This window comes from Brevundimonas sp. (genome assembly GCF_013912065.1).
Lineage (GTDB): Bacteria > Pseudomonadota > Alphaproteobacteria > Caulobacterales > Caulobacteraceae > Brevundimonas.
Genome location: NZ_JACESA010000001.1, coordinates 144,071 through 170,281, shown reverse-complemented (window position 1 = coordinate 170,281; position 26,211 = coordinate 144,071). Strand labels below are relative to the sequence as shown.

Annotated in this window: 23 protein-coding genes, 3 tRNA genes and 1 other RNA gene; 14 read left to right on the top strand and 13 right to left on the bottom strand. The window is 67.0% G+C overall.

The genetic code is table 11. From position 1 onward, the window contains the following. Positions 1-42: 42 nt before the first annotated feature. On the top strand, positions 43-2,103 hold the full coding sequence (locus H2037_RS00795; RefSeq protein ID WP_292116379.1) for a lytic transglycosylase domain-containing protein: 2,061 nt from the start codon (positions 43-45) through the stop codon (positions 2,101-2,103). Here the strand turns inward: H2037_RS00795 and H2037_RS00790 are convergent. From H2037_RS00790 to H2037_RS00775, 4 genes are read right to left on the bottom strand one after another with little or no spacing between them, the layout of a single operon-like run. Beyond that, positions 2,097-2,852, bottom strand: a complete 756-nt coding sequence (locus H2037_RS00790) for an ABC transporter ATP-binding protein (RefSeq protein ID WP_292116376.1) — start codon at positions 2,850-2,852, stop codon at positions 2,097-2,099. The two genes, H2037_RS00795 and H2037_RS00790, sit on opposite strands and share 7 nt — an antisense overlap. Beyond that, positions 2,849-3,838 carry an iron ABC transporter permease gene (locus H2037_RS00785; protein ID WP_292116373.1) on the bottom strand — a complete coding sequence of 330 codons (990 nt, stop codon included), beginning with the start codon at positions 3,836-3,838 and terminating at the stop codon, positions 2,849-2,851. Before H2037_RS00785 ends, H2037_RS00790 begins: the two co-directional genes overlap by 4 nt. Beyond that, positions 3,835-4,638: an ABC transporter substrate-binding protein gene (locus H2037_RS00780; protein ID WP_292116368.1), complete on the bottom strand. Its 804-nt coding sequence runs from the start codon at positions 4,636-4,638 to the stop codon at positions 3,835-3,837. Before H2037_RS00780 ends, H2037_RS00785 begins: the two co-directional genes overlap by 4 nt. After that, positions 4,635-5,264 carry a TetR/AcrR family transcriptional regulator gene (locus H2037_RS00775; RefSeq protein ID WP_292116365.1) on the bottom strand — a complete coding sequence of 210 codons (630 nt, stop codon included), beginning with the start codon at positions 5,262-5,264 and terminating at the stop codon, positions 4,635-4,637. The genes H2037_RS00780 and H2037_RS00775 overlap by 4 nt, the downstream gene beginning before the upstream one ends. A gap of 133 nt (positions 5,265-5,397) precedes the next feature. Here H2037_RS00775 and H2037_RS00770 point away from each other — a divergent pair, with 133 nt between their 5' ends. Genes H2037_RS00770 through H2037_RS00760 form a run of 3 tightly spaced genes read left to right on the top strand, consistent with a single transcriptional unit; the run spans position 5,398 to position 8,537 of the window. Beyond that, the gene (locus H2037_RS00770; RefSeq protein ID WP_292116363.1) at positions 5,398-6,774 is read left to right on the top strand and encodes a glycosyltransferase family 2 protein; all 1,377 of its coding nucleotides are present in this window, start codon (positions 5,398-5,400) and stop codon (positions 6,772-6,774) included. 18 nt (positions 6,775-6,792) lie between these two features. Further along, positions 6,793-7,731, top strand: a complete 939-nt coding sequence (locus H2037_RS00765) for a class I SAM-dependent methyltransferase (RefSeq protein ID WP_292116957.1) — start codon at positions 6,793-6,795, stop codon at positions 7,729-7,731. Further along, positions 7,728-8,537, top strand: coding sequence for an RNA methyltransferase (locus tag H2037_RS00760; RefSeq protein ID WP_292116361.1), 810 nt, complete (start codon positions 7,728-7,730; stop codon positions 8,535-8,537). The genes H2037_RS00765 and H2037_RS00760 overlap by 4 nt, the downstream gene beginning before the upstream one ends. Here the strand turns inward: H2037_RS00760 and H2037_RS00755 are convergent. Beyond that, positions 8,534-9,820 carry an MFS transporter gene (locus H2037_RS00755; protein WP_292116359.1) on the bottom strand — a complete coding sequence of 429 codons (1,287 nt, stop codon included), beginning with the start codon at positions 9,818-9,820 and terminating at the stop codon, positions 8,534-8,536. The two genes, H2037_RS00760 and H2037_RS00755, sit on opposite strands and share 4 nt — an antisense overlap. Before the next feature lie 62 nt (positions 9,821-9,882). Further along, entirely contained in the window at positions 9,883-12,330 is a 2,448-nt protein-coding gene (hrpB, locus tag H2037_RS00750) for an ATP-dependent helicase HrpB (protein WP_292116356.1), read from the bottom strand. A gap of 145 nt (positions 12,331-12,475) precedes the next feature. Here hrpB and H2037_RS00745 point away from each other — a divergent pair, with 145 nt between their 5' ends. After that, positions 12,476-14,086, top strand: coding sequence for an amino acid permease (locus H2037_RS00745; protein WP_292116353.1), 1,611 nt, complete (start codon positions 12,476-12,478; stop codon positions 14,084-14,086). Positions 14,087-14,142: 56 nt separating this feature from the next. On the opposite strand, the gene H2037_RS00740 is transcribed toward H2037_RS00745, so the two are convergent. From H2037_RS00740 to H2037_RS00725, 4 genes are all read right to left on the bottom strand, one after another. After that, positions 14,143-14,227 (bottom strand) — tRNA-Leu (locus H2037_RS00740). A 61-nt stretch (positions 14,228-14,288) separates the two neighbouring features. Continuing rightward, positions 14,289-14,666: a hypothetical protein gene (locus tag H2037_RS00735; RefSeq protein ID WP_292116350.1), complete on the bottom strand. Its 378-nt coding sequence runs from the start codon at positions 14,664-14,666 to the stop codon at positions 14,289-14,291. A gap of 80 nt (positions 14,667-14,746) precedes the next feature. Next, positions 14,747-15,262 carry a DNA starvation/stationary phase protection protein gene (locus tag H2037_RS00730; protein ID WP_292116348.1) on the bottom strand — a complete coding sequence of 172 codons (516 nt, stop codon included), beginning with the start codon at positions 15,260-15,262 and terminating at the stop codon, positions 14,747-14,749. Positions 15,263-15,355: 93 nt separating this feature from the next. Then, on the bottom strand, positions 15,356-17,404 hold the full coding sequence (locus H2037_RS00725) for a beta-galactosidase (RefSeq protein ID WP_292116345.1): 2,049 nt from the start codon (positions 17,402-17,404) through the stop codon (positions 15,356-15,358). Positions 17,405-17,610: 206 nt separating this feature from the next. Between H2037_RS00725 and H2037_RS00720 the strand changes: the two genes are divergently transcribed. Continuing rightward, on the top strand, positions 17,611-19,152 hold the full coding sequence (locus tag H2037_RS00720) for an alpha-L-fucosidase (RefSeq protein ID WP_292116342.1): 1,542 nt from the start codon (positions 17,611-17,613) through the stop codon (positions 19,150-19,152). 85 nt (positions 19,153-19,237) lie between these two features. Here H2037_RS00720 and H2037_RS00715 read toward each other — a convergent pair. After that, positions 19,238-19,311: transfer RNA gene (locus tag H2037_RS00715), tRNA-Gln, on the bottom strand. A 201-nt stretch (positions 19,312-19,512) separates the two neighbouring features. Here H2037_RS00715 and H2037_RS00710 point away from each other — a divergent pair. Then, positions 19,513-19,589 (top strand) — tRNA-Pro (locus tag H2037_RS00710). Positions 19,590-19,645: 56 nt separating this feature from the next. Here H2037_RS00710 and ilvC read toward each other — a convergent pair. Next, entirely contained in the window at positions 19,646-20,680 is a 1,035-nt protein-coding gene (gene ilvC / locus H2037_RS00705) for a ketol-acid reductoisomerase (RefSeq protein ID WP_292116339.1), read from the bottom strand. On the opposite strand from ilvC, the gene H2037_RS00700 reads away from it, so the two are divergent. The 5 genes from H2037_RS00700 (at position 20,679) to H2037_RS00680 (ending at position 23,364) form a co-directional block, all read left to right on the top strand. Next, a complete protein-coding gene (locus H2037_RS00700) occupies positions 20,679-21,221 on the top strand; it encodes a DUF924 family protein (RefSeq protein ID WP_292116336.1) in 543 nt (180 codons plus the stop codon). The genes ilvC and H2037_RS00700 overlap by 2 nt on opposite strands. Positions 21,222-21,342: 121 nt before the next feature. Further along, on the top strand, positions 21,343-22,200 hold the full coding sequence (locus tag H2037_RS00695; protein WP_292116333.1) for a thymidylate synthase: 858 nt from the start codon (positions 21,343-21,345) through the stop codon (positions 22,198-22,200). Further along, the gene (locus H2037_RS00690) at positions 22,200-22,511 is read left to right on the top strand and encodes a phosphoribosyl-ATP pyrophosphohydrolase (protein ID WP_292116330.1); all 312 of its coding nucleotides are present in this window, start codon (positions 22,200-22,202) and stop codon (positions 22,509-22,511) included. Before H2037_RS00695 ends, H2037_RS00690 begins: the two co-directional genes overlap by 1 nt. Next, positions 22,508-23,035, top strand: a complete 528-nt coding sequence (locus tag H2037_RS00685; protein ID WP_292116327.1) for a dihydrofolate reductase — start codon at positions 22,508-22,510, stop codon at positions 23,033-23,035. Before H2037_RS00690 ends, H2037_RS00685 begins: the two co-directional genes overlap by 4 nt. Before the next feature lie 8 nt (positions 23,036-23,043). After that, the gene (locus tag H2037_RS00680; protein WP_292116323.1) at positions 23,044-23,364 is read left to right on the top strand and encodes a YbjQ family protein; all 321 of its coding nucleotides are present in this window, start codon (positions 23,044-23,046) and stop codon (positions 23,362-23,364) included. Here the strand turns inward: H2037_RS00680 and H2037_RS00675 are convergent. Continuing rightward, a complete protein-coding gene (locus H2037_RS00675; protein WP_292116320.1) occupies positions 23,361-24,440 on the bottom strand; it encodes an Mrp/NBP35 family ATP-binding protein in 1,080 nt (359 codons plus the stop codon). The genes H2037_RS00680 and H2037_RS00675 overlap by 4 nt on opposite strands. A 26-nt stretch (positions 24,441-24,466) precedes the next feature. Between H2037_RS00675 and miaA the strand changes: the two genes are divergently transcribed. Together miaA and ssrA are read left to right on the top strand one after the other, a co-directional pair. Continuing rightward, on the top strand, positions 24,467-25,405 hold the full coding sequence (gene miaA, locus H2037_RS00670) for a tRNA (adenosine(37)-N6)-dimethylallyltransferase MiaA (protein WP_292116317.1): 939 nt from the start codon (positions 24,467-24,469) through the stop codon (positions 25,403-25,405). A 423-nt stretch (positions 25,406-25,828) separates the two neighbouring features. Next, positions 25,829-26,196, top strand: a transfer-messenger RNA (tmRNA) gene (ssrA, locus tag H2037_RS00665). The last annotated feature ends 15 nt before the right edge of the window (positions 26,197-26,211 follow it).

The window sequence follows — 26,211 nt, the reverse complement described above, 5'->3', positions numbered from 1 at the left end:
GCGGCTCCGCCGCAACCGGGATGAATGAGAACAGGAAAGATCATGATTGCGACCAGTCTGGCTGCGGCCCTCGCCGTGCTTGCGCCGAACCCCCAGGATATGCCGTCTGGCCAGCCCGTTCCCTATGCGTCCGTGTCCCAGTCCGTGCCGGGTTACAGCCCGACCTATCAAGGCCGCGTGCTGAATGATCAGGACACGGCCCTGTTCCGGCAAGGGCTCGCCGCCGCCCGCGCCCGCGACGTCTTCGGCGCCCAGTCGGCGATTTCCCAGTTGCGCGACCCAACCGCGCGCAAGCTTGTTGAGTGGGCCCTGATCGACACTTCGGGCGAGCAGCTGTCCTACGCCGAACTGGCCCAGGCCCAGACCGCCCTCGCCGGCTGGCCACGCGCCGAATCGCGACGCGAGGCGACCGAAAAAGTCTTGGACCGCTCTGGCGTCGGCCCGGACGCCGCCCTGGCCCTGTTCGCCGATCAGGAGCCCGAGACGGTCGAAGGGGCCATCGCCTATGCCTCGGCGCTTGAGCAGCGCGGACGTCGCGACCAGGCCCGCGCCCTGATTCGCGACTGGTGGCGTACCCGCTCCTTCGACGAGGCGCCCCAATCGCGCATCCTATCCGCTTGGTCCGGCTGGCTGACCCCCGCCGATCACGAGGCGCGACTGAACCTGCTGCTGCTGGGCCCTCACGGTCCGGCCACGCTCGCCATGCTGGGGCTGGTCTCGCCGGAACGGGCGGCCGTCGCGAACACCGTCATCAGCCTGCGCACGGCCTATAGCCCCGACGCCGTCGTCGCTGGCCTGACCTCGGCCCAGGCGACGGACCCTGCGGTGACGCTGGAACGGGTTCGCATCCTGCGCTCCCAAAATCGCCAGTCGGAAGCCTTCCCCCTGCTGGCCAACCTACCGCCGGCGCCGGGCCATACGACAGGTGACAACACGCTTTGGACCGAACGCCGGAACTATTATCTGGACGCCCTGCAACAGGGGAACTGGCGCGCCGCCTATGAGGCGATGAACGGCCACGGCTTCACCTCCGGCGACCGGATGGTGGACGCCGAGTTCTTCGCCGGCTGGGTCGCCCTGACCAAGCTGAACCAGCCCGAGGTCGCCGCCCGCCACTTCGAGGCCCTACGCACCGCCTCCTCTACCCCCATCACCCAGGGCCGCGCCTATTATTGGCTGGGTCGAGCGGCGGAAGCGCGCGGCGAACGCGAGGCCGCGCTCAGCTATTATCGCAACGGCGCGCAGCATTGGCAGACCTTCTATGGCCAGCTGGCGGCTGAAAAGGCCGGCATCGCGACCCTGACCCTGCCCGGCGAACCTGCGCCGACCGCGGCCGACGTAGCCCGGTTCGAGGGCAACGAGATCGTCCGCGCCACGCGCATCCTCGGCGAGACCGGTGAAACCAGCCTGGTGCGCGTCTTCGCCTATCAGCTCGACAATGACCTACCGACCATTGAGGATCTGGCTCTGCTGATGGACCTGACGCGTGGCTATGGCGAGGGTTTCACCGCCATGATGGTCGGACGCGCGGCCAGCCAGCGTGGGTTCGTCCTGCCTGAACGCATGTACCCCGTCCGCGTCCCGCCCCAGGTCGCCGGCGCCGCACCGCTGGAGTTCACCCAGGCCATCACTCGTCAGGAATCCAGCTTCGATCCCCGCGCCCGATCCGGGGCCGACGCGCGCGGAATGATGCAGTTCCTGCCCGCGACCGCCTCCGGCGTCGCGCGTCGCCTGGGCATGGGGTTCTCGGCCGAACAGCTGTGGGATCCCGACTACAACATGACCCTCGGCAGCTATCACCTGGGCGAGCTGATGGCCGCGAACAACGGCTCCATGCTGCTGGCGACGGTCGGCTATAACGCCGGCCCGGCCCGACCGAACCAATGGATCGCGCGTTGTGGCGATCCGCGCGGCGACGCGAACGCCGCCATAGACTTCATCGAATGCGCGCCCTTCACGGAGACGCGTAACTATATGATGCGGGTGATGGAGAATATGGCCGTCTACAAAGCCCGGCTGAACGGCGGCTCGGCGCCCCTGACGCCCTCGGCTGACATCGCCCGAGGCGCGGCCGCCGGTCCCCGCCCCTACATCGCCTACTGAGTCCGGCGGGCCGCCAACAGCGGCCCGTCCGGTCCTTCGACCCAGCGGGCGTCCAGTCCGAACACCTGTCGCAGCACCGTCGGCGCCAGGGCAGTGATCGGGGCCGCGTCGGCGATTACCCGGCCTCGATCCAACACGATCACCCGATCCGCAAAGGCGGCGGCCAGGGTCAGGTCGTGCAGACTGACCAGAACCCCCGCCCCCGCCTCTGCCCGCGCCTTCAGCCGTTCCAGCACCAGTCGCTGGGCGTCCGGATCCAGTCCTGCGATCGGCTCGTCAGCCAGCATCAGAGGCGCCTGCGTCGTCAGGGCGCGGGCCAACAGGACACGCGCCCGCTCCCCGCCCGACATGTCGGCCACGCCTCGATCCGCCAGATGCCCCGCGCCGACCGCCTCCAGCGAAGCCGCCGCCTTCGCCAGCGCAGCCTCGCCCGACAGGAAGGGTGCTCCCAGGGCGGCCACCTCGACGGCCGGCAGGTTCCAGGCGATCCGGCGCTCCTGCGGCAGATAGGCGACGCGCTCGGCCCTTTGGCGCGGCGAGAGCCGTCCTATAGCCACGTCGCTCAGACGGACCTCGCCGGCTTCGACCGGCAGAAGTCCCGCCGCCGCGCGGATGACGCTGGACTTGCCCGCGCCGTTCGGACCGCACAGGGCCGTCACCTCGCCCGCCTTCACGGCGATGTCGATCCCGTCGAGAACCCGCACCTGCCCCAGGCTGGCGCGGACGCCTTTGAACGTCAGCAGGTTCACAACCGCCACTCCCGCGCCGCGCGCCAAGCGATCAGGGCGAAAAGGGGCGCGCCGATCAAGGCGGTGAACACCCCCAGCTTCAGTTCCTGATCCGTCGGCGTCAGGCGGGCCAGCAGGTCGGCGACCACCAGCATCAGACCGCCCGCCAGGGCCGAAGGGGCCAGTATTCGTCCCGCATCGCCCCGCACGGCCGCCCGCACCAGATGGGGCGCCGCCAGACCGACGAAGCCGATCACCCCGGCCACCGCCACTGCCGCTCCGGTCGCCACCGCCGCCGCGATCAGGGCGAATACCCGCAGCCGCCCCATCGACAGGCCCGAGGCCGCCGCCGCCTCGTCGCCCAGCGTCAACATACGCAGTCCGCTCGCCGACAGACCGGCGAAGACCGCCGCGACCACAACCGCAGGCGTGACCCAGGCCACGTCGATCCAGCTTCGGTTCTGCACCGACCCCAGCAGCCAGGCCATTACCTCGGCCTGGGCGATGGGCGACGGAGAAAGATTGAAGATCAGGGCCGTCGCGGCGCCGGCGAAACTGGACAGGGCGACCCCGAACAGGATCAGGGCCTCGGGGGCCCGGACCAGACTGGAAGCCACGATCAACAGCCCGCCCGCGGCGGCCGCCCCGGCCAGGGCCGAGCCCTCGACCAGTCCCGTCACGCCCGCCCCGCCTAAAACTATGGCCAGCGCCGCCCCAAGGGCCGCCGTCGCCGACACGCCCAACACGCCGGGATCCGCCAGCGGGTTGCGCAGCAATCCCTGCATCACCGCCCCCGCCAGACCCAGGGCCGCCCCGACCACCAGGGCGCAAACCGCCCTCGGCGCCCGCACCTGCCACAGCACTTCCCAAGGCCCGGACGCCGGATCGCCAAAGGCCGCCGCATACTGACCGCCATCGAAGGGCGTCTCCCCGACCAGAACCGCCGCCGCCAGGGCCGCGACGATCGCCAAGCCCAGTAACAGACACAGACGCGCCGTCCGGCTCATGGCCGGCCCTTCGCCATCATCTCGACTCCGTCCGCGGCGAACCAGGCCGGACAGGTCAGCACCGCCGCAGGCAGGCTGGCCGCCGTTCGTCCCTTGGCCGCCCGCCGAACGACGGGATGACGTCCCGGTCCGCGCCAGTCGGACCGCAGTTGATCAAAGAAGCCCAGCACGAACCGGATCGGCGGCTCCAGCGCGATCCGCTCGACGCTGATCGCCCCGAACCCCGGCGCCTGGGTCAGGTTGTGAAACCCGGCGGCCCGCAGCATCGCATCCATCAGCGTGCCGGGACCGGACGTGAAACCGCCGGCGGTCAGATAGACGGCGCCCGGCCTGGACGCTCCAGGGGCCGGGGCGGCGCGATCCAGCTTGGCCTGCATGGTCCGCTCCAGCCGGGCGCCCCGCTCGACCTGGCCCAGCGCCTTCGCCGTCGCGCGAAGGTTTGCCTTCACCCCGGCCAGATCGTTCGCGTCCTCTATGGTGACCACCTTCACGCCACGTCTTTCCAGCGCATTCAACAGCCGAGGCTCGCCGCCCCAGTAGCGGACCACGACATCCGGCTTGAACCCGACCGCCGCCTCCAGCGTCGGGCGTAGGCGGCGATGGCCGGCGGCCTCGCGTCGCAGCCAGGCGTCGGGATCGTCGGCGCGCGGCGACAGGGCCAGATCGGCGTCGGGCGCCAGGGCCAACACATATTGATCGGCGCACTGATCCAGCGCCATGATCCTTTGCGGGCGCGCTTCGGCGGTCTGGGCGAGGGCCAGAACCATGACCGCCAGCGCCGCGCCCCCCCCAGGGTTCATGGCTTCATCAAGCCCGCGAAGACGGCGTCCAGCGTGGTCTTCACCAGAGCGTCGCGATCGACCCAGGGGAAATAGGGCTTGGTGATCATCAGGGAGACGACGCCATGGGCCGAGGCCCAGATCGCCTGAGCGACGGCGCGCGGATCTCCTGCCATCCGCCCCGACTGGATCGCCTCTGCCACAAGGGCTTCAAAAGCCGAAAAGACGTCGGCGCCCAGTTCCTGGGCCAGGCTCTGTGCGCCCTCGCGGGCCTCGGCGGGCCGGGTCAGATAGATCAGTCGATAGGCGTTCGGGTATTCGAAACCGAAATCGACATAGGCCTCGATCAGGCGGCGCAGACGGACCTCGGGCGGTCCGTCCATCGCTGACAACGACTCTGTCGCCGCGATCAACTCGCCGAAGGCGTGGCGACAAATCTCCTGCAGGATCGCTCCCTTGTCAGGAAAATGCATATAGAGGGCCGTCGATGACAGCCCGACCTCGTCCGCAATCTTGCGGATGGTCGCCCCCTCGTAGCCGTGCTCGACGAAGATGCGTTCAGCGGCGGCGAGAATTTCACCGCGTCGCGAATGGCCTTCGCCCTTGGGTTTACGGCTGGAACGCGAGGATGGCGAAACGACGGACAAGGGCGACTCCGGATCAGGCGCGCCTTGAATAGCGACAATCCGTCACCGGCGCCAATCGGTCTCGCATAACGCAGTTGCACGTAATGAGTATTTCTAGTTGTATATCCCAATGGGGCGGATGGGGCGAACGACGATGGAGCGGGAGAGGATCGGCGCAGCGCAGCGAACGCCGACGGCCTGGCAGGCTGTGGTCGTCGCGGTCCTGACTGCGATCCTGATCGCCGCCCTCGCCGCGTGGCCGCGCTCCACCCTGGCGGGATGGGTGATCGCGCTCCAGGCCGGCTTCGTCATAGCGGCCGTGTGGCGGACCGCTCTGGCCGTCGCCAGTCTCCGCCCTCTTTCGCCCCCCGCGCGTCCCCGGCGCTGGCCCCGCTACACCATAATGGCCGCCCTGCACGACGAGGCCGCCGTCGTGCCTCAGTTGATCCAGCGCCTGTCGCGCATCGACTATCCCCGGCGCCAGCTCGAGGGCTTTCTGGTGCTGGAGGCCCACGACTGCGCCACACTTAACGCCGCCATGGCCGCGCACCGTCCCGACTGGCTGAAGATCATCGTCGTCCCTCCGGGAAGCCCCCAGACCAAGCCGCGCGCCCTGAACCACGCCCTATCCTTCGCCACCGGCGAACTGATCACCATCTATGACGCCGAGGATGCGCCCGATCCCGGCCAGTTGCGCGAGGCGGCGGCCCGGTTCGCCGAGGCGCCGCGACTGGGTTGCCTCCAGGCGCCGCTGCGCATCCGTCGCACCGGCGCCGACCTGTCCAGCTTCCTCGACCGGCAGTTCGCTTTCGAATATGCGGCCCTGTTCGAGGTCAATCTGCCTGGCATGGCCCGTCTGAACCTGCCCTTTCCATTAGGCGGCACCAGCAATCATCTGCGCACCGCGGCCCTGCGCGGCGTCGGCGGCTGGGACGCCCATAATGTGACCGAGGACGCCGATCTGGGCTTCCGGCTATGGTCGGCCGGCTGGCGGTTGGGGGTGTTGAACAGTCCGACCTGGGAAACCCCGCCCGGCGGCCTGGAGCGCTGGCTGCCGCAACGCACCCGCTGGCTGAAGGGCTATATGCAGACTTGGGGCGTTCATACCCGTGCGCCCTTCGCGCTCGGAAAACGCGGTCTCCTTTCTCTCGTTATGACCCTGGGCGCGGCCATCGTCTCGGCCGCCTGCCATGCCCCGGCCCTGGCTTGGATCGCCTCGGCCCTGATGGTTGGGCTGCATGCCGGAATAGCGCCCGAAACCCCTTTGGCCTCTTGCGCTGTCCTGGCCGTGGGCGTCATCGCCGCCTGGATGGGCTGCGCCGTCGGCGCGCGGCGGGCCGGACTGGACTACAGGCTCACAGACATGCTGGCGGCGCCCGCCTATTGGTCCCTGCTCAGCCTGGCCCTCGCCCATGCGGTCTGGCGGCTGATCGTGGCCCCCCACGTCTGGGACAAGACCGCCCATGATGCGGAGATCGACGCGGAATGCGCGCCCGTCGTCGTGCTGGACGCTGGACGTGAGGCCGCCTGACCGCCTATCAGCCGCATGATGGCGCCCCTGCTCTCTCCCACACCCGAAACCCTCGTGACCACCGGCTGGTCAGACTACGCCCTGCTGGATTCCGGCGATGGCAAAAAGCTGGAGCGCTACGGCCCCTATACGGTGGTCCGACCCGAGCCTCAGTGTTTCTGGTCACCCCGCGATCCCTCGGCCTTCGACAGGGCCAACGCCCAGTTCGACCCGCAGCAGGAAGAGGAAGACTCCGGCCGCTGGAAGTTCGACCGGCACGGACCCATCGACGCCTTCCCCCTGTCCTGGCGCAATGTGAAATTCACCGGCCGTTTCACCCCTTTCCGCCATCTGGCCTTCTTCCCCGAACAGGCGGCGAACTGGGAGTGGCTGGATGGCCGGGTGCGAGCGTTCACGCGCTCAAGCAGCCCGAAGGGCGATAGCGCCACTGGAAAAGTCCCGAAGATTCTCAATCTGTTCGGCTATACCGGCGTCGCCAGCCTTGCCGCCGCCGCCGCGGGCGCCGAGGTCACCCACGTCGATGCGTCGAAGAAGTCGGTCAACTACGCCCGCGAGAACGCCGAACAGTCCGGCCTGTCCGATCGTCCGATCCGCTGGATCGTCGAGGACGCCCGCAAATATGTAGCCCGCGAGGTTCGTCGCGGCTCTCGATACGACGGGATCATCCTGGACCCGCCCAAATACGGACGCGGCCCGACCGGCGAAGTCTGGCGGCTGTTCGAGGATATGCCCGCCCTGCTGAAGGATTGCGCCGCCCTTCTGTCCGACGACGCCGACTTCCTGTTGCTGAACGCCTATGCCGCGCGGGTGTCCGGCCTGTCGCTGGCCCATCTAATGGCCGAGGCGACCCAAGATCGCGGCGGCCGCATCGACTGGGGCGAACTGGCCCTGTCCGAAGACGGCCCAGAAGCGCGCTCCATCGGCCTGTCCTTCTTCGCGCGCTGGAGCCGGGGATGAGCGCCAAGGACGAATACCGGGTCATCACCTCCCTGACCAACGACACGATCAAGAGCGTTCGCGCCCTGCATATGCGCAAAGAACGCGACCTGACCGGCGCCTTCCTGGCGGAGGGTTTGAAGTTCATTGGTGAGGCCCTGGACCTGGGCCGCGCGCCCCGGATGCTGCTGGTCGGCGAAGACGCCCGCCCCCATCCCCTGCTGGACCGGGCCAAGGCAGAGACACGCAACGCCGGCGGCGACATCGTCATTGTCACCCACGCCATCCTCGAAAAGATCAGCCGCCGCGACAATCCCCAGACCGTGCTCGGCGTGTTCGATCAGGTCTATGCGCCCCTGGACAGCCTGGACCCCACATCCGCGCCCTGCTGGGTGGCCCTGGAGCAGGTCCGTGACCCAGGCAATCTGGGCACCATCATCCGCACCGCCGACGCGGCCGGATGCGGCGGGGTCATACTGATCGGCGACTGCGTCGACCCCTATTCGGTCGAGGCCGTGCGGGCCACCATGGGCTCGGTCTTCGCCGTCTCGATCACTCGGACCGAGCCGGAGGCCTTCTTGGCCTGGCGCAAGACCTGGCCCGGCAGCGTGGTCGGCACCCGCCTGGACGCCTCCGTCAGCCACCGCTCGGCCGTGATGCGCCAGCCGTCGCTGATCCTGATGGGCAACGAACAGGCGGGCCTGACCGACGAACTGGCCGCCGCCTGCGACCTCAACGTCAAGATCCCGATGCGGGGCCGGGCCGACAGCCTGAACCTGGCCATCGCGACCGGGATTATGGTCTACGCCGCCACCGACGGGACCTAGAGCTCGGTCTCCGGGCTCAGCCGCGCCATTCCCCACAGGGCCAGTATGGTGACGGAGGCGGATACGGCCAGATAGCCGCCCACCGCCGCCAGTCCATAGTTTCGCGCCAGCCAGGTCGCCAGATAGGGCGCCAGCGACGCCCCGACGATGCCGGCCAGATTGAAGGCCATCGACGCCCCCGTATAACGAACCGTCGTCGGGAAGGGCCGCGCCATGGCCGCGCCTATCGGTCCATAGGTGCAGCCCATCAGCCCAAATCCCAGGGCGAAGAAGATCAGGAGCCCGGTCAGGCCCGCTGCGAACAGCGGGGCGAACAAGGCGCCGAACAGGCCGATGCCGATGGACGAGGCGATCAGCACTCGGGCCTGGCCGTACTTGTCGGCCAGCAGGGCGGTCACCGGAATAAAGGCGGCGAAGAACAGCACTCCGATCAACTGGATCGGCAGGATGTCCGCCCGCGCCAACCCCATGCCTGTCGTCGCCCAGCCCAGGGCGAAGACGGTCATCAGATAGAAGAGGGTGAAGGTCGTCACCCCGCTGAAGGTCCCCAGGAACAACGCCGCCTTGTGACGTGTGAACAGGGTTACGGCCGGGGCCTTCAGCTGTTCGTTCCGGTCCAGCGCCTGCTGGAACTCTGGCGTTTCGGTGATCTTCAGCCGCACCCACAGGCCGACCAGAACCAGGACCGCGCTGGCCACGAACGGGATACGCCATCCCCAGGTCTCGAACTGGCTCTCGCTCATGGTCGAGGTCAGGACTATGAAGGAGGTGGTCGACAGGATGAAGCCGATCGGCGCCCCCAGCTGCGGGAACATGCCGAACCAGGCCTTTTTGCCCGGCGGGGCGTTCTCGGTGGCCAGCAGCACGGCCCCGCCCCATTCGCCGCCCAGGCCCAGCCCCTGTCCGAACCGGCACAGGGCCAGCAGCAGCGGCGCCAGCACGCCAGCCGTCTGATGCGTCGGCAACAGTCCGATGGCGACGGTCGACACCCCCATGGTCATCAGTGCCGCCACCAGGGTCGCCTTGCGCCCCACCCGGTCCCCGAAATGGCCAAAGGCCAGGGCGCCGACGGGGCGCGCAAAAAAGGCGATGGAGAAGGTGGCGAAGGACGACAGCATTGCCGTGGTCGGATCTGCGCCGGGAAAGAACAGGCGCGGAAACACCAGCACCGCCGCCGTGGCGTAGATGTAGAAGTCGTAGAACTCGATCGTGGTGCCGATCAGACTGGCGAAAAGAACGCGACCGTTCTTGGCGGTCGGCGAAATGTTTTTTGCGTCTGACACGTCGGCATCCTGTCTGGGCGCACGGGCAATGCTTGGAACGCCGTTCCACGTCAAGCCTAGGTTCACGTCCCTCGCGGTTTGACCCGGTTCGTGGCCTGGGCCTCGGCTGGGTTCTCGGGCCAGGGATGGCGGGGATAACGGCCCCGCATCTCCGACCGCACCGCCGCCCAGGATCCAGCCCAGAAACCCGGCAGATCCTTCGTCACCTGAACCGGCCGCCGCGCCGGCGACAACAGGGACAGGGTCAAGGGCACGCGCCCGCCCCCGACTACCGGATGGGTGACGACGCCGAACAGTTCCTGAACGCGGATCTCCACGCGCGGCCCGCCCTCGGCGCCATAGTCGATGCTCGCCGACCCCAGCGGCGTCGTCAGCCGGCTCGGCGCCAGATCATCCAGCCTGCGCTGCAGATCCCAGGGGATCAGGCCGCGCAGCGCATCCGCCAAACGTCCATCAACGATGGATTCCAACGACTTCGCCCCCTCCAGCAACGGCCAGAGCCAGTCCGCGCGTCGTGCCAGAAGGGCCGTGTCCGAGATGTCGGGCCATGTCGGGTCCAGCCCATGCAGGAAGGCCAGGCGCGCCCGCAATCCCGTCGCCTGTTCGCCCCATTTCAGCGCGCCCAGCCCCTCGGCCTCGATCTCCGACTTCAGCGCCGCCGTCATGGCCTTGGCGTCCGGCGCCCCGATGACCTTTTCGTCCAGGACCAGGGCGCCGATCTTCCGCGCCCGTCGGATCTCCATCCGCCCGGAGGGCGCCTTGGTCAGCCGGTCCTCGACCTCAATCAGCCGCCCCAGGTCGGTCTCGATCCGCGTCCCGTCCAGCGCCGCCGCCAGCCGAACCCGGTCGCGCGCCTCGCCGCCGGCCCCGCCCCCTGCGAGTTCCGCCACCGCCAGCCAGGGTTCGCGCGCCAGATGATCGGTCGCGTCCAGCACCGCGCCCCGCCCGCTGGCCAGCAGCAGTTCGCCGGGCTTGCCGCGCGCCTTGGCGATCCGTTCGGGAAAGGCTTCGGCCAGCAGCATGCCCGGCTCGACGGCTTCGCCCCGCCCGCCGCCCGCCGCCCGCGCCCAGCGGTCCGCCAGTTTCAACGCATCCCGCGCTCGTGGCGACCGGTCCCGGTCCAGCCCGACCAGCCGATCCGCCAGATCCACGCCCGATCCGCCCAGGCCCGGTTCGCTCAACACCGCCGCGATCCGCGCGCCGGTCATCGCATCTCCGGCGTCCGAGGCCACGGCGACCATATGAGCCAGTCTGGGCGACAGCGGAATCCGCGTCAGCCGCCTGCCGTGATCCGACAGCCCTCCGTCCGCGTCCAGCGCGCCCAGCCGCGTCAATATCTTGCGCGCCTCGGCCATGGCGCCGGCCGGCGGCGGATCGAGCAGGGCCAGCCCCTCGACCGACCGCGCGCCCCAACGGGCCAGATCCAGCGCCAGACCGGTCAGGTCCGCTTCCTGAATCTCGGGCTTCTGGTGTGGGACCAGACCGCGTGTCTGTTCCTCGTCCCACAGCCTGTAACAGATGCCGGGCTCGGTCCGCCCCGCCCGACCCAGCCTCTGCTCGGCCGAGGATCGGCTGACCCGCACCGTCGCCAGTCGCGTCAGGCCGCTGGACGGCTCGAACCGAGGCACGCGCGACAGGCCGCCGTCCAGCACCACCCGAACCCCGTCGATGGTCAAACTGGTTTCCGCCACCGAGGTCGCCAGCACCAGTTTGCGTCGTCCAGGCGCCGCCGGCTCGATCGCGCGATCCTGCTCGGCCCGGTCCAGCCCGCCGTACAAGGGAACCACATCGACATTCGCCAGCCGCAACCGCTCATTGACCAGCCGCGCCACTCGGTGGATCTCGCCCTGCCCTGGCAGGAAGGCCAGCACCGACCCTGTCTCCTCGCCCACGGCGGTCAGACAGGCCCGCGCCATGGCCTCCTCGAACCGCTCGGCCGGATTGCGCCCCAGATAGCGAGTTTCCACAGGATAGGCCCGGCCCTCCGCCTCGATCACCGGCGCGCCCTCGAGCAGACGCGACACCCCCGCCACGTCCAGGGTCGCCGACATCACCAGCAGCCGCAGGTCGTCGCGCAGCACCCCTTGCGTCTCCCGCGCCAGGGCAAGGCCCAGGTCTGCGTCCAGGTTACGTTCGTGGAATTCGTCGAACAGGACCGCCCCGACCCCGTCCAGGCCGGGATCGTCCAGAATCATTCGAGTGAACACACCCTCCGTGATCACCTCGATCCGGGTTTTCGGCCCGATCCGGCTTTGCAGTCGGGTGCGATAGCCGACGGTCCCCCCGGCCTCTTCGCCCAGAGTAGTCGCCATCCGGTCAGCGGCGGCCCGTGCGGCGATCCGGCGCGGCTCCAGCACCAGCACCCTCGCCTCTCCCAGCCACGCCTGATCGAGCAGGGCCAGGGGCACGACCGTCGTCTTGCCCGCCCCCGGCGGAGCGGCCAGCACCGCGGTGTTTCCAGCCGCGAGAGCGGCTTTCAGCGGTTCGAGAACGGCGTGGATCGGCAACATCACCCGCCTCTAGCCCGATGCAGCGGGATCACGAAAGCGTCGTGAGGCCTTTACCGCTGCGTCATGCGCGTTGCGCGGCCCGCGATCCGCCGCTAGCGTCCCGCCAACGCGGCCGTGGGCCGCAGTAAAAACGTGGGGGTATTCTATGTGGCGCGTTAAGTCGCTCGACGCGATTCTGGCCACGGCCGAGAAGAAATCGCTTCATCGGTCGCTCGGTCCTGTTCAACTGACCTTGCTGGGCATTGGCGCCATCATCGGCACCGGCATCTTCGTTCTGACGGCGGCTGCGTCCCAGAAGGCCGGTCCCGGCATGATGGTCAGCTTCGTCATCGCCGGCGCGGTCTGCGCCGTCGCGGCCCTCTGCTATTCCGAACTGGCGGCCATGGCGCCTGTATCAGGCTCGGCCTACACCTATACCTACGCCGTCATGGGCGAGTTGTTGGCCTGGACAGTCGGCTGGGCGCTGATCCTCGAATACGCTGTAGCGGCGTCCGCCGTGTCTGTCGGTTGGTCAGGGTATGTATTGGGTCTGATAGAACAGGGGCTGGGATTCAACTTCCCCGACCTCTTATCCGCCGGACCGACCTGGTCCATGAACGGCTTCATTCCCACGCCTGACTTCTCCGTCGGCATCGTCAATATTCCGGCCATCGTCGTGGCGCTGCTGGTGACGGGTCTGTTGATGCTCGGCACGACGGAATCGGCGCGCGTCAACGCCTTCCTGGTCTTGATCAAGGTCGCCGCCCTGACCGTCTTCATCGTCATCACCCTGCCGGTGATCAAGACGGCCAACCTGTCGCCCTTCGCGCCAAACGGCATGTTCGGCGCCTATTCGGGCATGGGCGTCGTCGGCGCCGCCGCCTCTATCTTCTTCGCCTATGTCGGCTTCGACGCCGTTTCGACTGCGGCAGAGGAAACCAAGAACCCGCAGCGCAACGTGCCGATCGGTCTGATCGGCTCACTGGCCATCTGCACCATTTTTTACCTGCTGGTCGCCCTTGGCGCGGCCGGCGCCATCGGGGCACAGCCTGTGCTCGGCGCCGCCGGTGAAGCGGTCCAGCCGGGCTCGCCCGCCTTCGTCGCCGCCTGCGCCCTGCCGGCCAACGCCGATGCGCTGGTCTGCTCCAACGAAGCCCTGGCTCACGTGCTGCGCGTCATCGGTCACCCGCAGATCGGCAACGCCCTCGGCACCGCCGCCCTCCTGGCCCTGCCCTCGGTCATTCTGATGATGATCTACGGCCAGACCCGCATCTTCTTCGTGATGGCGCGCGACGGCCTTCTGCCGGAAGGCCTGACCAAGATCCACTCCAAGTGGAAGACGCCGTACATCGTGACCGCCTTCACCGGCATCGCGGTGGCCATCGGCGGCGCCCTGTTCCCGGTCGGTCAGCTGGCCGACATCTCGAACTCGGGCACCCTGTTCGCCTTCTTCATGGTCTCGATCGCCGTCCTGGTGCTGCGTGTGAAAGACCCCAACCGCAAGCGCCCGTTCCGCACGCCGTTGATCTGGGTCTTCGCGCCCCTGTCCGCCTTCGGCTGCGCCTTCCTGTTCTGGAACCTGCCCCACGACGCCAAGCTGGTGCTGCCGATCTGGGGCGCCGTCGGCCTGGTGATCTACTTCCTGTATGGCTACCGCAAGAGCCACGTCGGCCAAGGTCTCATCGAGGTGCCGGAGCTGTCTCCGGACGCGCCCGGCGGCCCGGTTCCGCCGATGCCCGGCGCGCCCGCCCCTGGCTCGAAGGAAGAGCGGGACTGAGGCGCGAGCCATTGGTAAAGGAAAAGGCCCGGGAGTGATCCCGGGCCTTTTTGCTGTGGTGCGGATGAGAGGACTCGAACCTCCACGCCTTGCGGCGCTGGAACCTAAATCCAGTGCGTCTACCAGTTCCGCCACATCCGCATGGGCAGGTCGTGGGCTCTAGAGGGCCGCGGCTCCCCTGACAAGGGCCTGCGGTGCGCGGTCAACGGCGGCCGGCGACCAGTTCGTTGCGAATGGTGCGGCCCAGAGGATCGCGGGCCTGCCAGGTATCGCCCACATCGGCCGCGACCATGCGGCTGCAGAACCGCGGCAGGATCTGGCGGGGACGAAATCCCGTGAGGCAGATCTTGTCGCCCTCGACGCTCCAGCGCGCGCTGAGCTGTCGCCCGTCCGAGAACTGCGAGGCGTAGCGGCCGTCCGGCTCGAAGAAATGCTTGACCCACTGGCCGTTGGGATAGTGGGAAACGATGGTGTTGCCGAAGGCGTCCCCCATGTCCGCCTGCGCCATATCCGCTCGAACCGGCGCCGCCATGACGACGACGCCCAGCGCCAGAACGCGACCGATCGACCAGATCCGCATCGTCCTTCCTCCCTGCTGCCTCCGGATCGGAGTATTACCGATCGTTAAGATTTGGCAAGCGGAAGGACGGCGGCCCTGTGTCAGACGTTGCCGCGACGTCCTGTTTCAAACAGGAACCAGACCCGTTTCTCGGTCTCGTCGACCCAGTTTTCCAGCAGACTGGCCGTGGCGATGTCGCCATGCTCGTCGCACAGGTCGTGGAGCTCGCGCATGCGGCCGACCAGGTCGTTGTTGTCCTCCCGCAGCTCGGCCAGCATGTCCAGCGGATCCACATAGTCGGCGTCATTGTCGGCGACGCGCGTCTCGCGCGAGATCTGACCGACGGAGCGCAGGGTGGTCCCGCCGATCTTGCGCGCGCGCTCGGCGATCAGGTCGGTCATGGCCAGAATTTCCGCCGACTGTTCATCCAGCAGCAGGTGATAATCCCGGAAATGCGGCCCGGAGACGTGCCAGTGGAAATTCTTGGTCTTGATATAGAGGGCGAAGACATCGGCCAGCAGCGTCGTCAGGGCGGCGGAGACATCCCGCGTCGCATCCTCGGACAGACTGGTGGGGGTTCTGAGCGGCGCCAGACGTTTTTCGGGGGCGGTGGCCATGGTCGTTCTCCTCGGCTGCGACTTACCGTCTAGCTAGGGACGGGGACGATCGAGCGGAAGCCCTCACCGGCTCATTTCGCGGCGGACCTTCGACTATTCCACGACTTCGACGCCCCAGGGCGCAAGGTGGAGTGTTTTGTCCACCGGCCGGTCCGACAAAAGACCCCGGCCGTCCCCGGAGCGGGCGACCTCCTTGGTTTCGCCGGTCGTATTGACATAGAGGGTGCGGCCGTCGACGACCCGGGCATAGACGCCTTCAGGCGTGATCGGCCCGCGAACGATGCCGAGTTCGGCGTAGAGGTCGCGGTAAAGCGGCGTCATAACGGTCGGGTGCGCGGGCGTCGCGACATAGATGGCGCGGCCCTTTCCATAGGCGTTGACGGTGGCGATGGGCGGCGCGCCCTCCACGTTTTCGATCCGGCCCATCACCGTCGCGGTGGAGGGCTCCAGCACTTCGTAGAAGTCGATGGGCGAGGTGAAGGCGTCCGCGCCGATCGTCCCGCTCAAAGGATGGGAAGCGCGATAGAATTCCTTGGTGCGCAGGCCGAACACGTCGGTGAGCCGCCCCGGCAGCGGCGTGTCGAACCACTGGTTCGTCTCTCCCACCTTGGCCGAAAAGGCGGTCATGATGACCGTTCCGCCGTTGCCTACATAGGATCTAATGTTCGCCGCCGTCGCATCGCTCATCAGATAGAGAGCGGGAACGACAACGAGCCTGTAGGGGGTCAGATCCTCATGGGCGACGTCGATCACGGCGGCGTCGATATTGTCGCCATAGATCGGCGCGAAGGCGTTTCGCTGCTGATCCATATAGGGGGTCGTGAAATACTGGCGGACCGTATTGGTGCGTGAACGGGGGTCGGAGGCCGCCTCCGCCTCGAACGAATAGGCGAAGGCCACCTGGGGCTCGAGCCTGCGGGGGAAGCCCAGCGTCTCGAGCCGTTTGAATTCCGACGCGATCGCGCCCCATTCGTCCAGCTTCCAGGACGGCGTGTTGTCGTGATCGATCAGGCCGAACAGCGCCTGTTCCTCGCCTCCCAAATGGGTGTTGAAGGTCCAGGCCAGGAAGCCCTGACCGCCGTTCAGCAGACCAAAATAGGCCCACATGCGCGAGCGACCGCGCGTTCCATAATAGCCGCCGCCGCCCGCCTGGAATTCGTTGAACCAGACCGGCGTCTCCAACGCGCCTCGCATCTGCAGGGTTTCATACGCGCCGCTGATCGCATCGCCGGCGTAATAGCCGAAGGCTCCGTGATCGGCGTAGCCTCGATAGCTGGACAGATAGTCGAAGCCGCGCCGCCCCGATCCCGGCCACAGGTTCGACAGGGCGGGCGTGGCGGGCATGTTGGCTTGGCGCACGGCGTCCAGTTCCGTCAGAACCTCGATCGTCTCCTCGGACCAGTAGCGCCGCAGATCCAGATACCGTTCGAACGGCCCGGGGCCGTCGCCATACGGGATCTGCACCTCGTCCCAGGCGCCGATCCGACGTGACCAGCGCTGCGTGGCCCAAGCCCGGTTCAACGTGTCCAGATCGCCGTAACGCGCCTTCAGCCAGGTCACGAAGCGCTCGCGATCCGCCGCGGAATAGGACATGAATCCGTTGCCGATTTCATTGTTGTAGCCCACCGCGATCACGGCCGGATGCGTCGCGTAGCGGCGCGTCAGCGTATCGGCCATCCGGTGAAGCAGGCGCCGGTAATCGGGATCGGCGATATTATCCATATAGCGTTCGGCGGGATGCAGACGCACGCCGTCCTGATCGACCAGGTCCACGCCCCGATAGCGGTGATGCAGCCAGATCGGCGCGGGCTGGCCTGGAATATCCAGGATCACGCGAATCCCGTTGGCGTGCATTTCGTCCATCACCGCGTCGAACCGGGCGAAATCGAAACGACCGTCGGCGGGTTCGAAATAGTCCCACGCCAGATCGCCCATGCGGACGATATTGAAGCCCGCCTGTTTCATGAAGGCGATGTCGCGATGGATTTCTTCCGGCGTGCGGTCCACGGGCTGATAATTGGCGCCGACGAACAGGCGGTCTCCAACCACGGCCGCGCCCGGTCGATCGCCCGGAGGTGCGGCGTTCGCTACGCCGGCCAAGGTCGCGACCACAGCGGCCAGGCTGATCATCAAGGCTTTCATTCGCTTCCTCCGGCATGCCTGCCGACGCCAATGGCGCCGCGTTTCTTCCCCTTATGGCGCTCGCACGCCGCAGCCCTGACGGTTGACCCGTTTATTGATAGCGCTAACATTGTAGCTGCGGCCTAACGGCGTTGCAATGCCGTGCCCGGTCTCCGGGCCAAGAGCGAACGTTCGACAACGTCAAACCGGGAGGGACTGGAATGGTGATGTTCAGCAAACGTAGTCTTCTGGGAGCCCCGCTCGCCGCGGCCTTCGCCGCCCGCGCGGTCGCCGATACGCCACAGCCCGTCGAAGGCGTTCGCCTCGACACCGCACCCGGCCCCTTCTCCGCCACCGCCGACTCGCTGAAGACCTATCGGACGCCCGACTGGTTCAGGGACGCCAAGCTGGGCATATGGGCGCATTGGGGGCCGCAGGCCGTGCCGCGACGGGGCGACTGGTATGCGCGCTGGATGTATGTGCCCGGCCACCCCCACTACCTCCACCACCTGGAGACCTACGGCCATCCGTCGGAGCAGGGCTACAAGGATATCATTCCCTTGTGGAAGGCGGAGCGTTTCGATCCGGAGGCGCTGATGGACCTCTATACCGCCGCCGGCGCCCGATATTTCGTCAGCATGGGCGTCCACCACGACAATTTCGATCTGTGGAATTCACGCCACCACAAATGGAACGCCGTCGCCATGGGCCCCAGACGAGACATCGTGGGCGCCTGGCGCGACGCCGCCTTGAGGCGTGGCCTGCGCTTCGGGGTTTCGGAACATCTGGGCGCCAGCCACAACTGGTGGCGTCCCAGTCATCTCTACGACCAGTTCTGGCCCAAGCTCGGCGTTCCCTACGACGGCGCCGATCCCCGCTTCAGCGATCTCTACCACCCCGCCCACGACGAGGCTTATCGCGGCGACGCGGCCAGCTGGTACACGCGCGATCCCCGGTTCCATAAGCACTGGTTCGATCGGATTCGCGACCTGGTCGATTCCTACCAGCCCGATCTTCTCTACTCGGACGGCGGCCTTCCCTTCGGCGAGGTCGGCCGTTCGCTGGTCGCGCATTTCTATAACAGCAGCATGGCGCGCCACGGGCGCCTCGAGGCGGTCTATAATTGCAAAGACCTCGGCTCGGGTGAGTTCCACCGCGAGGCCTGCGTGCAGGATGTCGAACGGGGCGTTCTGAGCGGGATCAACGACCGGCCCTGGCAGACCGACACCTCCAACGGCGACTGGTTCTACGCCGACGACGACGCCTACAAGACCGGACCCGACATTATCCGCATGCTCGCGGACATCGTCAGCAAGAACGGCAATATGCTCCTCAATGTGGCGCTCTATCCGGACGGGTCCCTGCCCCCGCAATCACAGGCGCTGCTGGCCGATCTCGCGGCCTGGATGCGCGTCAATGCCGAGGCGATCCACGGCACGCGGCCCTGGCGCGTCCACGGCGAGGGTCCGACCGAGACGGCGGCCGGCGCATTCCAGGAAAACGCGGCCTATACGCCCGCCGACATCCGCTTCACCACGCGCGGCGATACGCTCTACGCCATCACCATGGGCGAACCCCAGGGCCGGGTGGCGATCACCTCGCTCGGTCGCGACGCCGGGCACGAGACGCGGCCGGTGCGCGCCGTCCGCCTGCTCGGCCATGCGCATCCCCTCGCGTTTCGACAGGCGGAGACCGCCCTGATCATCGACCTGCCCGGACCGACGCCCACCCGCCACGCCAGCGCCTTCGAAATATCGTTCGGCGCCTAGGTCCAGAACCTAGCCCGACCAGATCGGCAATCGGCGCCAGTTCCTCGTCTCCAAGGATCGAACGCTTAAAATCCAGGGAGTGCGGTGGCTGGGGAACTAGGACTCGAACCTAGAATGACGGTACCAAAAACCGGAGTGTTACCATTACACCATTCCCCAGCAGGACCGGTGTTTCCGCAGCGCTCTCGTGCGGCGGAGGCGGTCAGATAGGCCAAAGCGTTTTCGGATGCAACACCCTCTTTGACGACTATTTTCGCTCTGTCGGAAGAAGGTCGAAATGGGTGCTTGCGGGGGCTGGAACCCATGGCTATAAGCCGCGTCCTCACTTCGGGGCGACGCCGCCAGGCCCGCCCCCACGGTCGGAGTGTGGCTCAGCCTGGTAGAGCACTGCGTTCGGGACGCAGGGGTCGGAGGTTCGAATCCTCTCACTCCGACCATCTTCTCTTTCGAGATTTCAAGGTTAGCAGCGGTTTTCGGCCCGCCGCCATACGCGTCAATCGTCGTTCGCCGCCGTCTCCATGGCCCTTCTCGCCACGCCGTTCAGATGGTCGCCCACGGCTTCGATAGGACGCAAGCCCAGGGCCTCGCGGCGCGCCAGCAGGTCTGGCGATCCGGCGTCATGGTCCGCCATCAACCGCCTGACGAAATCGCCCCCCTGCACTTCCGCCAGCACCTGATCCATCGCCGCGCGCGAGGCGGCGTTGATCACGCGCGGCCCGGTCAGATAGGCGCCGTATTCGGCTGTGTTCGAAATCTTGGCGAAGGCGCCGGCTATGCCCCGCTCATACATCAGGTCCGTCACCAGCTTGGTCTCGTAGAAACACTCGAACCAGGCCACCTCGGGCGGATAGCCGGCCTCGACCAGTTTCATGAAGGCCGAATCGATCAGTTCGGCGATGCCGCCGCACAGCACCACCTGTTCCCCGAACAGGTCGCTTTCACATTCGTCCCTCATCGTCGTCTCGAGGATGCCCTTGCGGCCGCAGCCCAGGGCCGCCGCATAGGACAGGCCCAGGGCGTGGGCTCCGCCGGTGGCGTCCTGATGGACCCCGAACAGGCAGAAGACCCCCTCTCCGGCTTCGTACAGGTCGCGGATACGGGGTCCGATCCCCTTGGGCGAGGCCAAGACGACGTCCAGGTCGGCGCGCGGCTGGACCAGACCGAACCGCACCGACAGGCCGTGGGCGAAGACCAGGGCGGCGCCGAGCTTTACGTTCGGCTCCAGTTCGTCGCGCCACAGGTCACGATGCGCCTCGTCCGAGGTCATGACGGCGACCACATCGGCGCCGGCGGCGGCCTCCCCGGCGGTCATCACCGGGAATCCGTCCGCCTTGGCCAGGTCGCGAGTCCTGGATCCGGCCTTCAGGCCCACGACGATGTCGGTCACACCCGAATCGCGCAGGTTCAGCGCATGGGTCCGGCCCTGGCTGCCATAGCCGATCATGGCGACGCGCTTGCCGCGAATGATCGACAGATCGCAGTCGCGGTCATGGAAGACGGGAAGCGGATTGGATAGTATCTGGCTCATGACCGCCTTCATAACCCCATCCGACGTCGTCGCCTTCTGGAAAGAGGCCGGCCCCGAGAAGTGGTTCGCCAAGGATGAGGCTTTCGACGCCGTCTTTCGCGACCGGGGGCATCAGTCGCACTGGGCGGCGGCGCGACGCGAACACGACGACTGGATGGCCACGCCCGAGGGCGCCCTGGCCCTGTTGCTCCTGCTGGATCAGTATCCTCGCAACAGTTTTCGCGAGACGGCCCACCAGTTCGCCACCGACCCGCTCGCCCTGATGTTCGCCGAACAGGCGGTGGCGCAGGGTCTTCATCTTCAGGTCGCGCCCGAACTGAAGAACTTCCTGCTGCTGCCGTTCGAACATTCCGAACGCCTCGAGAATCAGGACCGCTACCTGAGCCTGGTCGCCGGCGACGCGGAGCTTGAGAAATGGGGCGGCATCCACCGCGACATCATCGTTCGTTTCGGCCGCTTCCCCCACCGCAACCCCGCCCTGGGTCGCGCGACCACGGCCGAGGAACAGACCTTCCTGGACCAGGGCGGCTTCGGCGGCTGACCATCGCTTCTCAACGATGCGGAGGACGCGTCCGCCTAACCGATTCGGTTTCCTGTGGACGCCCTTCGGAACCTCATGCGTTCTGCGTTACGAATCACCCAGTCTGAGGCAAGCTCGCCCCATGAACGCCCAGGTCGCCACCGCCGAACTTCAGTCCCGGATCACGGCTGCGCCCGCCGATCATCCGGAGCGGCAGTATCTGAACCTGCTGCGCGACATTCTGGACAACGGGGTTCGACGCGACGACCGCACCGGCACCGGCACCCTGGGCGTCTTCGGTCGCCAGATGCGGTTCGACCTGTCCAGGGGCTTCCCGGTGCTGACGACCAAGAAGCTGCATCTGCGCTCGATCATCGTCGAGTTGCTGTGGTTCCTGCGCGGCGAGACCAATATCGCCTGGCTCAAGGACAACGGCGTCCGCATCTGGGACGAATGGGCCGATGCCGAAGGCGAGCTGGGTCCGGTCTATGGCAAGCAGTGGCGGTCCTGGACCGCGCCCGATGGCCGCGTCATCGACCAGATCGAGAAACTGGTCCACGGGCTGAAGACCAATCCCAACAGCCGCCGCCATATCGTCACGGCCTGGAACCCGGCCGACGTCGACGACATGGCCCTGCCGCCCTGCCACTGCCTGTTCCAGTTCTTCGTCGCCGAAGGAAAACTCAGCTGCCAGCTGTATCAGCGCAGCGCCGACGTCTTTCTGGGCGTACCGTTCAACATCGCCTCCTATGCCCTGCTGACGATGATGCTGGCCCAGGTGACGGGGCTGGAGCCCGGCGAGTTCATCCACACCTTCGGCGACGCCCACCTGTATCTGAACCACCTGGAACAGGCCGAGCTCCAACTGACGCGCGAGCCCCTGCCCCTGCCGACCATGAGGATCGCGCCGAAGGACGACCTGTTCGCCTTCGACCTGTCGGACTTCACGCTTGAGGGTTACGAGGCCTGGCCCCACATCAAGGCCGCCGTGGCCGTCTGATGAACCTCAAGGCCCTGCAGACCGACGTCCTGCGCATTTCCGATATCTACGCCGCCGCTCACGACATCGATCGCGACCGCGACTGGGCTCTACTGAAATTGCAGGAAGAACTAGGCGAGCTGACGGCCGAGCATCTGAGGCTGTCGGGACGGGCGCGCGGCACGCCCGACGCTCAGGCCTTGGGTGACGAGGCGGCGGACGTGCTGGGCATGCTTCTGATCTATTGCGCCGGGGCCGGGATCGATCTGGAGACGGCGATGCGACGCAAATGGCTGAAATGGCTGGAGCCCGTGGCTGGAGTCACGCCATGAGCCTTCCCCTGATCTCCCTCGTCGTCGCGCGTGGAAGCAACGGCGTCATCGGCCGCGACGGCGACCTGCCGTGGCGGCTGCGCAGCGATCTGCAGCGATTCAAGGCCGTCACCATCGGCAAGCCCTGTCTGATGGGCCGCAAGACCTGGGAGAGCCTGCCGCTGAAACCCCTGCCCGGCCGGCTGAACCTGATCCTGACCAAGGATGAGTCGTACGAGGCGGACGGCATGTCCAAGGGCGCACTGGTCTGCGCCACGCTGGACGAGGCCATAGAGATAGCGCGCGAGACGGCCGAGGAGGATGGGGTCGACGAGATCTGCGTCATCGGCGGCACGGCCCTGTTCGCGGCGGCCCTGCCCCGCGCGCGCCGTCTCTATATCACCGAGGTCGACGCCGCCCCCGATGGCGACGCGGTCTTTCCGGCGTTCGACGAAACGGCCTGGGTCGAGGTAGTATCCGAACCTCATCCTGCGGGGGAGAAGGACGATCACGCCTTCACCTTCCGCGTTCTGGAACGCCGCTAGGAGCCATCATGTACGTCACCACCACCAACGACCTGCCCGGCTTTCGCATCAATCGCCATATCGGCCTGGTGCGCGGCGTGACGGTGCGATCGCGCAACGCCCTTTCGGACGCTGTCGGCGGTCTGCAATCCATGCTGGGCGGCCGGGTCGGCGCCTATGTGAAACTGGCCGAGGCCGGGCGCCAGGAAGCCTATGACGAACTGGTCAGACACGCCCAGGAACACGGCGCCAACGCCATTCTGGCCGTCCGCTACGACGCCACCGAGATCATGCCCGGCGTGACCGAGGTGCTGTGCTACGGCACGGGCGTGATCGTCGAACCCGTCTAGAGATCCAGCGCCCCGGCGACGCCGGTCGCGACGGCGGCGAACCGGGCGGCGATCTCGCCCTCCGGCTGGGCGGTCACCAGCGGCCGACCGGCGTCTCCCGCCTCGCGCAGACTGGCGTCCAGCGGCAGAGCGCCCAGAAAGACGACGCCGAGACGCGCCGCCTCGGCCTCCGCTCCACCCTCGCCGAAGACGGGACCGCTCATGTTCTCGATCAGGCCCAGGGTCGGCACCCCGACCTTCTGGAACAGAGTGTGGGCGCGTCGGGCGTCGGCCAGCGCCACCTCCTGCGGCGTCGAGACGATGACGGCGCCGTCCAGCGGCGTCTTCTGGATCAGGGTCAGTTGCACGTCCCCGGTGCCAGGCGGCAGATCGACCACCAGAACGTCCAGCGGCGCCTCGACCGTGCCCCAGCGGGTCTGGGTCAGCATCTGGGTGATGGCCTGGGAGGCCATGGGACCGCGCCAGATCATGGCGTCGTCCATCTTCGTCAGAAGACCGACCGACATGGCCTTCAGCCCGTGCGCATGATGCGGAACGATGGCCCCGTCCTCATAGGCGGGTTGGCCGCTGATCCCCAGCATGGTCGGCAGCGACGGCCCATAGACGTCGGCGTCCAGAATGCCGACCGAGAGGCCGCGCGCCGCCAGGGCGGCGGCCAGGTTCACGGCCACGGTCGACTTGCCCACCCCGCCCTTGCCGCTGGCGACGGCCAGGACGTGGCGGACATGCGCCGGACGATCGGTCGGGACCGGCGCCCGGGCTCGTCCCTGGTCGAGAGCCGCCTTCGACAGGCCGGCGGTGCGGGGCTTGGGCGCCGCGGAGAGGCCCGGCTTGGCTTCTGCGGTCAGGATGACGGAGACCCGGCTCATGCCCGGGATCGCCTTCAACGCGGCCTCGGCGGCGTCGCGAACCGGCGCATAGGCCGCGACTTGGCTGCGATCCACCTCCAGCGCGAACCCGGCGCGATCCTCGGCCACGACCAGACCCTGGACCAGCCCGGCGGCGACCAGCCCCTGGCCCGAGATCGGATCGATGACGGCGTCGAGCGCGGCGATGACGGCGGAACGTTCGACCAAGACGGTCTCCAGAAGACTTGCAGGCGATGAGGCGCGCGTTCTATCGCCCATGGATGCCGCCCGCGAGCCTCGATTTGTCCCAGCCGCCATTAGTGACCCTGATCGCCGGTCCGACAGCCTCGGGCAAGTCGGCTCTGGCCTTGAAGATGGCGCGCGAGACGGACGCCGTCATCATCAACGCGGACAGCCAGCAGCTCTACGCCGATCTGCGCGTCCTGACGGCGCGGCCATCGATTGAGGAAGAAGCTGAAGCGGACCACCGGCTGTATGGAATCGCGGATGCGGCGGAGGCCTGGTCCGTCGGCAGGTGGAGCCGTGCCGCGCTGGCGCTGCTTGACGACCTGAAAGCCGAGAAGCGTCCGGCGATCCTGGTAGGGGGAACCGGCCTCTATTTCTCGGCCCTGACCCGTGGCCTAGCGGATATTCCCTCCGTGCCCCAGGGGGTGCGCGATGAAGTCGAGGCGAATTATACGGCGACGGGCGAAGCGGCGTTTCGCACCCGATTGTCCGAGGTCGATCCTCAAGCCGCCCTTGCTATTGAGCAGGGAGATTGGCAACGGCTTGTGCGAGCCATGAGCGTCCATACCGCCAGCGGTCGATCTTTGACCGCCTGGAAGGCGCAGACAAGGCCGCTGCTGGAACCTGGCTCTTGGGCTGGACTGGTGGTCGAGCCGGACCGGCGCATGCTCTACCACTCCTGTGATCGACGGGTGGATCAAATGATGGATCAAGGCGCACTAGCTGAAGTTTGCGGCCTGATCGCAAGGGGTTTGTCTACCTCGCTTCCCGCGATGAAGGCGGTCGGCGTCCGGGAACTGCGGGGACACCTCGCCGGAGACTCGACGTTGGATGAGGCGACGACCGCACTTAAGCAGGCGACTCGGAACTATGCCAAACGCCAGCTCACATGGTTCAGGAACCAAACCCCCAGTTGGAGAAAAACACTTTCGTCCGCGCAACTCTGAAGTAACATGACTCTTCTTTGGAGGATCCCATGTCTATTGCTTTGGCCGTTTTCGTCGCCTTGCTGCAGCAGGACCCCGCCCCCCGGGTCGTGCAAGTCACACCTAACAGTTCAGCTGCAGTCAGCACCCCGGGTTCTCTGCCTGACGCCGTCCGACCCGGCGATCGGCTGATCTGCCGAACTGAAAGCGTTATAGGATCCAATCGACGTCAGCGCGTCTGCATGACCGAAGCACAACGCACCTCCATGCGCGAGCAGAGCCGCGACATGCGGGAACGATTGGACACCCAGACCGCTCCTCCGTTGCCGACCGCCTCCGGAGGTTGAGCTTCCGGATATCACGCTGACACCGCAGCTAAAGCCTCAGTCGACGCCGACCAGCTTGGCTGGTTGGATCCGGGTTCGTGACTTAGCCTACGGCAATCCTCTTGGAATGCTCTATCGGTCGGCCTATATTGGTCTTGTCCGGTTTCGGCCGGACTATAGCGATAAACGCGCTTGTAATAAGCGGACCGGACCCGGGTGCGATTCCCGGCGGCTCCACCATCGTCTTCCCCGCGTTATCGGCGGAGGCAGTATGGGGCCGACTAGCATCGACGGACGTGTAAAGAGGATTGCTTTCGCTCGTCCTGGCCCACCGTATCGGGCCATTTTCTAACTGCGAACGATAACTTCGCTGGAGAAGTCGCTCTCGCCGCGTAATGCGGTTCGGGTGATTTCGAATCTTAAGTCCTAGGGGTTCAGATCCTTGGGCGGGGCCTGTCGGGAGCCTGGCAACAGAATCCCGGCGCTTCTCCCGCACATACT

Bases quoted from the DNA above. Each gene is read 5' to 3' on its own strand.
- H2037_RS00795 (WP_292116379.1), top strand. From the start codon at position 43: ATGATTGCGACCAGTCTGGCTGCGGCCCTCGCCGTGCTTGCGCCGAAC.
- H2037_RS00785 (WP_292116373.1), bottom strand. From the start codon at position 3,838: ATGAGCCGGACGGCGCGTCTGTGTCTGTTACTGGGCTTGGCGATCGTC.
- H2037_RS00780 (WP_292116368.1), bottom strand. From the start codon at position 4,638: ATGAACCCTGGGGGGGGCGCGGCGCTGGCGGTCATGGTTCTGGCCCTC.
- H2037_RS00770 (WP_292116363.1), top strand. From the start codon at position 5,398: ATGGAGCGGGAGAGGATCGGCGCAGCGCAGCGAACGCCGACGGCCTGG.
- H2037_RS00765 (WP_292116957.1), top strand. From the start codon at position 6,793: ATGGCGCCCCTGCTCTCTCCCACACCCGAAACCCTCGTGACCACCGGC.
- H2037_RS00760 (WP_292116361.1), top strand. From the start codon at position 7,728: ATGAGCGCCAAGGACGAATACCGGGTCATCACCTCCCTGACCAACGAC.
- hrpB (WP_292116356.1), bottom strand. From the start codon at position 12,330: ATGTTGCCGATCCACGCCGTTCTCGAACCGCTGAAAGCCGCTCTCGCG.
- H2037_RS00745 (WP_292116353.1), top strand. From the start codon at position 12,476: ATGTGGCGCGTTAAGTCGCTCGACGCGATTCTGGCCACGGCCGAGAAG.
- H2037_RS00735 (WP_292116350.1), bottom strand. From the start codon at position 14,666: ATGCGGATCTGGTCGATCGGTCGCGTTCTGGCGCTGGGCGTCGTCGTC.
- H2037_RS00730 (WP_292116348.1), bottom strand. From the start codon at position 15,262: ATGGCCACCGCCCCCGAAAAACGTCTGGCGCCGCTCAGAACCCCCACC.
- H2037_RS00725 (WP_292116345.1), bottom strand. From the start codon at position 17,404: ATGAAAGCCTTGATGATCAGCCTGGCCGCTGTGGTCGCGACCTTGGCC.
- H2037_RS00720 (WP_292116342.1), top strand. From the start codon at position 17,611: ATGTTCAGCAAACGTAGTCTTCTGGGAGCCCCGCTCGCCGCGGCCTTC.
- H2037_RS00700 (WP_292116336.1), top strand. From the start codon at position 20,679: ATGACCGCCTTCATAACCCCATCCGACGTCGTCGCCTTCTGGAAAGAG.
- ilvC (WP_292116339.1), bottom strand. From the start codon at position 20,680: ATGAGCCAGATACTATCCAATCCGCTTCCCGTCTTCCATGACCGCGAC.
- H2037_RS00695 (WP_292116333.1), top strand. From the start codon at position 21,343: ATGAACGCCCAGGTCGCCACCGCCGAACTTCAGTCCCGGATCACGGCT.
- H2037_RS00690 (WP_292116330.1), top strand. From the start codon at position 22,200: ATGAACCTCAAGGCCCTGCAGACCGACGTCCTGCGCATTTCCGATATC.
- H2037_RS00685 (WP_292116327.1), top strand. From the start codon at position 22,508: ATGAGCCTTCCCCTGATCTCCCTCGTCGTCGCGCGTGGAAGCAACGGC.
- H2037_RS00680 (WP_292116323.1), top strand. From the start codon at position 23,044: ATGTACGTCACCACCACCAACGACCTGCCCGGCTTTCGCATCAATCGC.
- miaA (WP_292116317.1), top strand. From the start codon at position 24,467: ATGAGGCGCGCGTTCTATCGCCCATGGATGCCGCCCGCGAGCCTCGAT.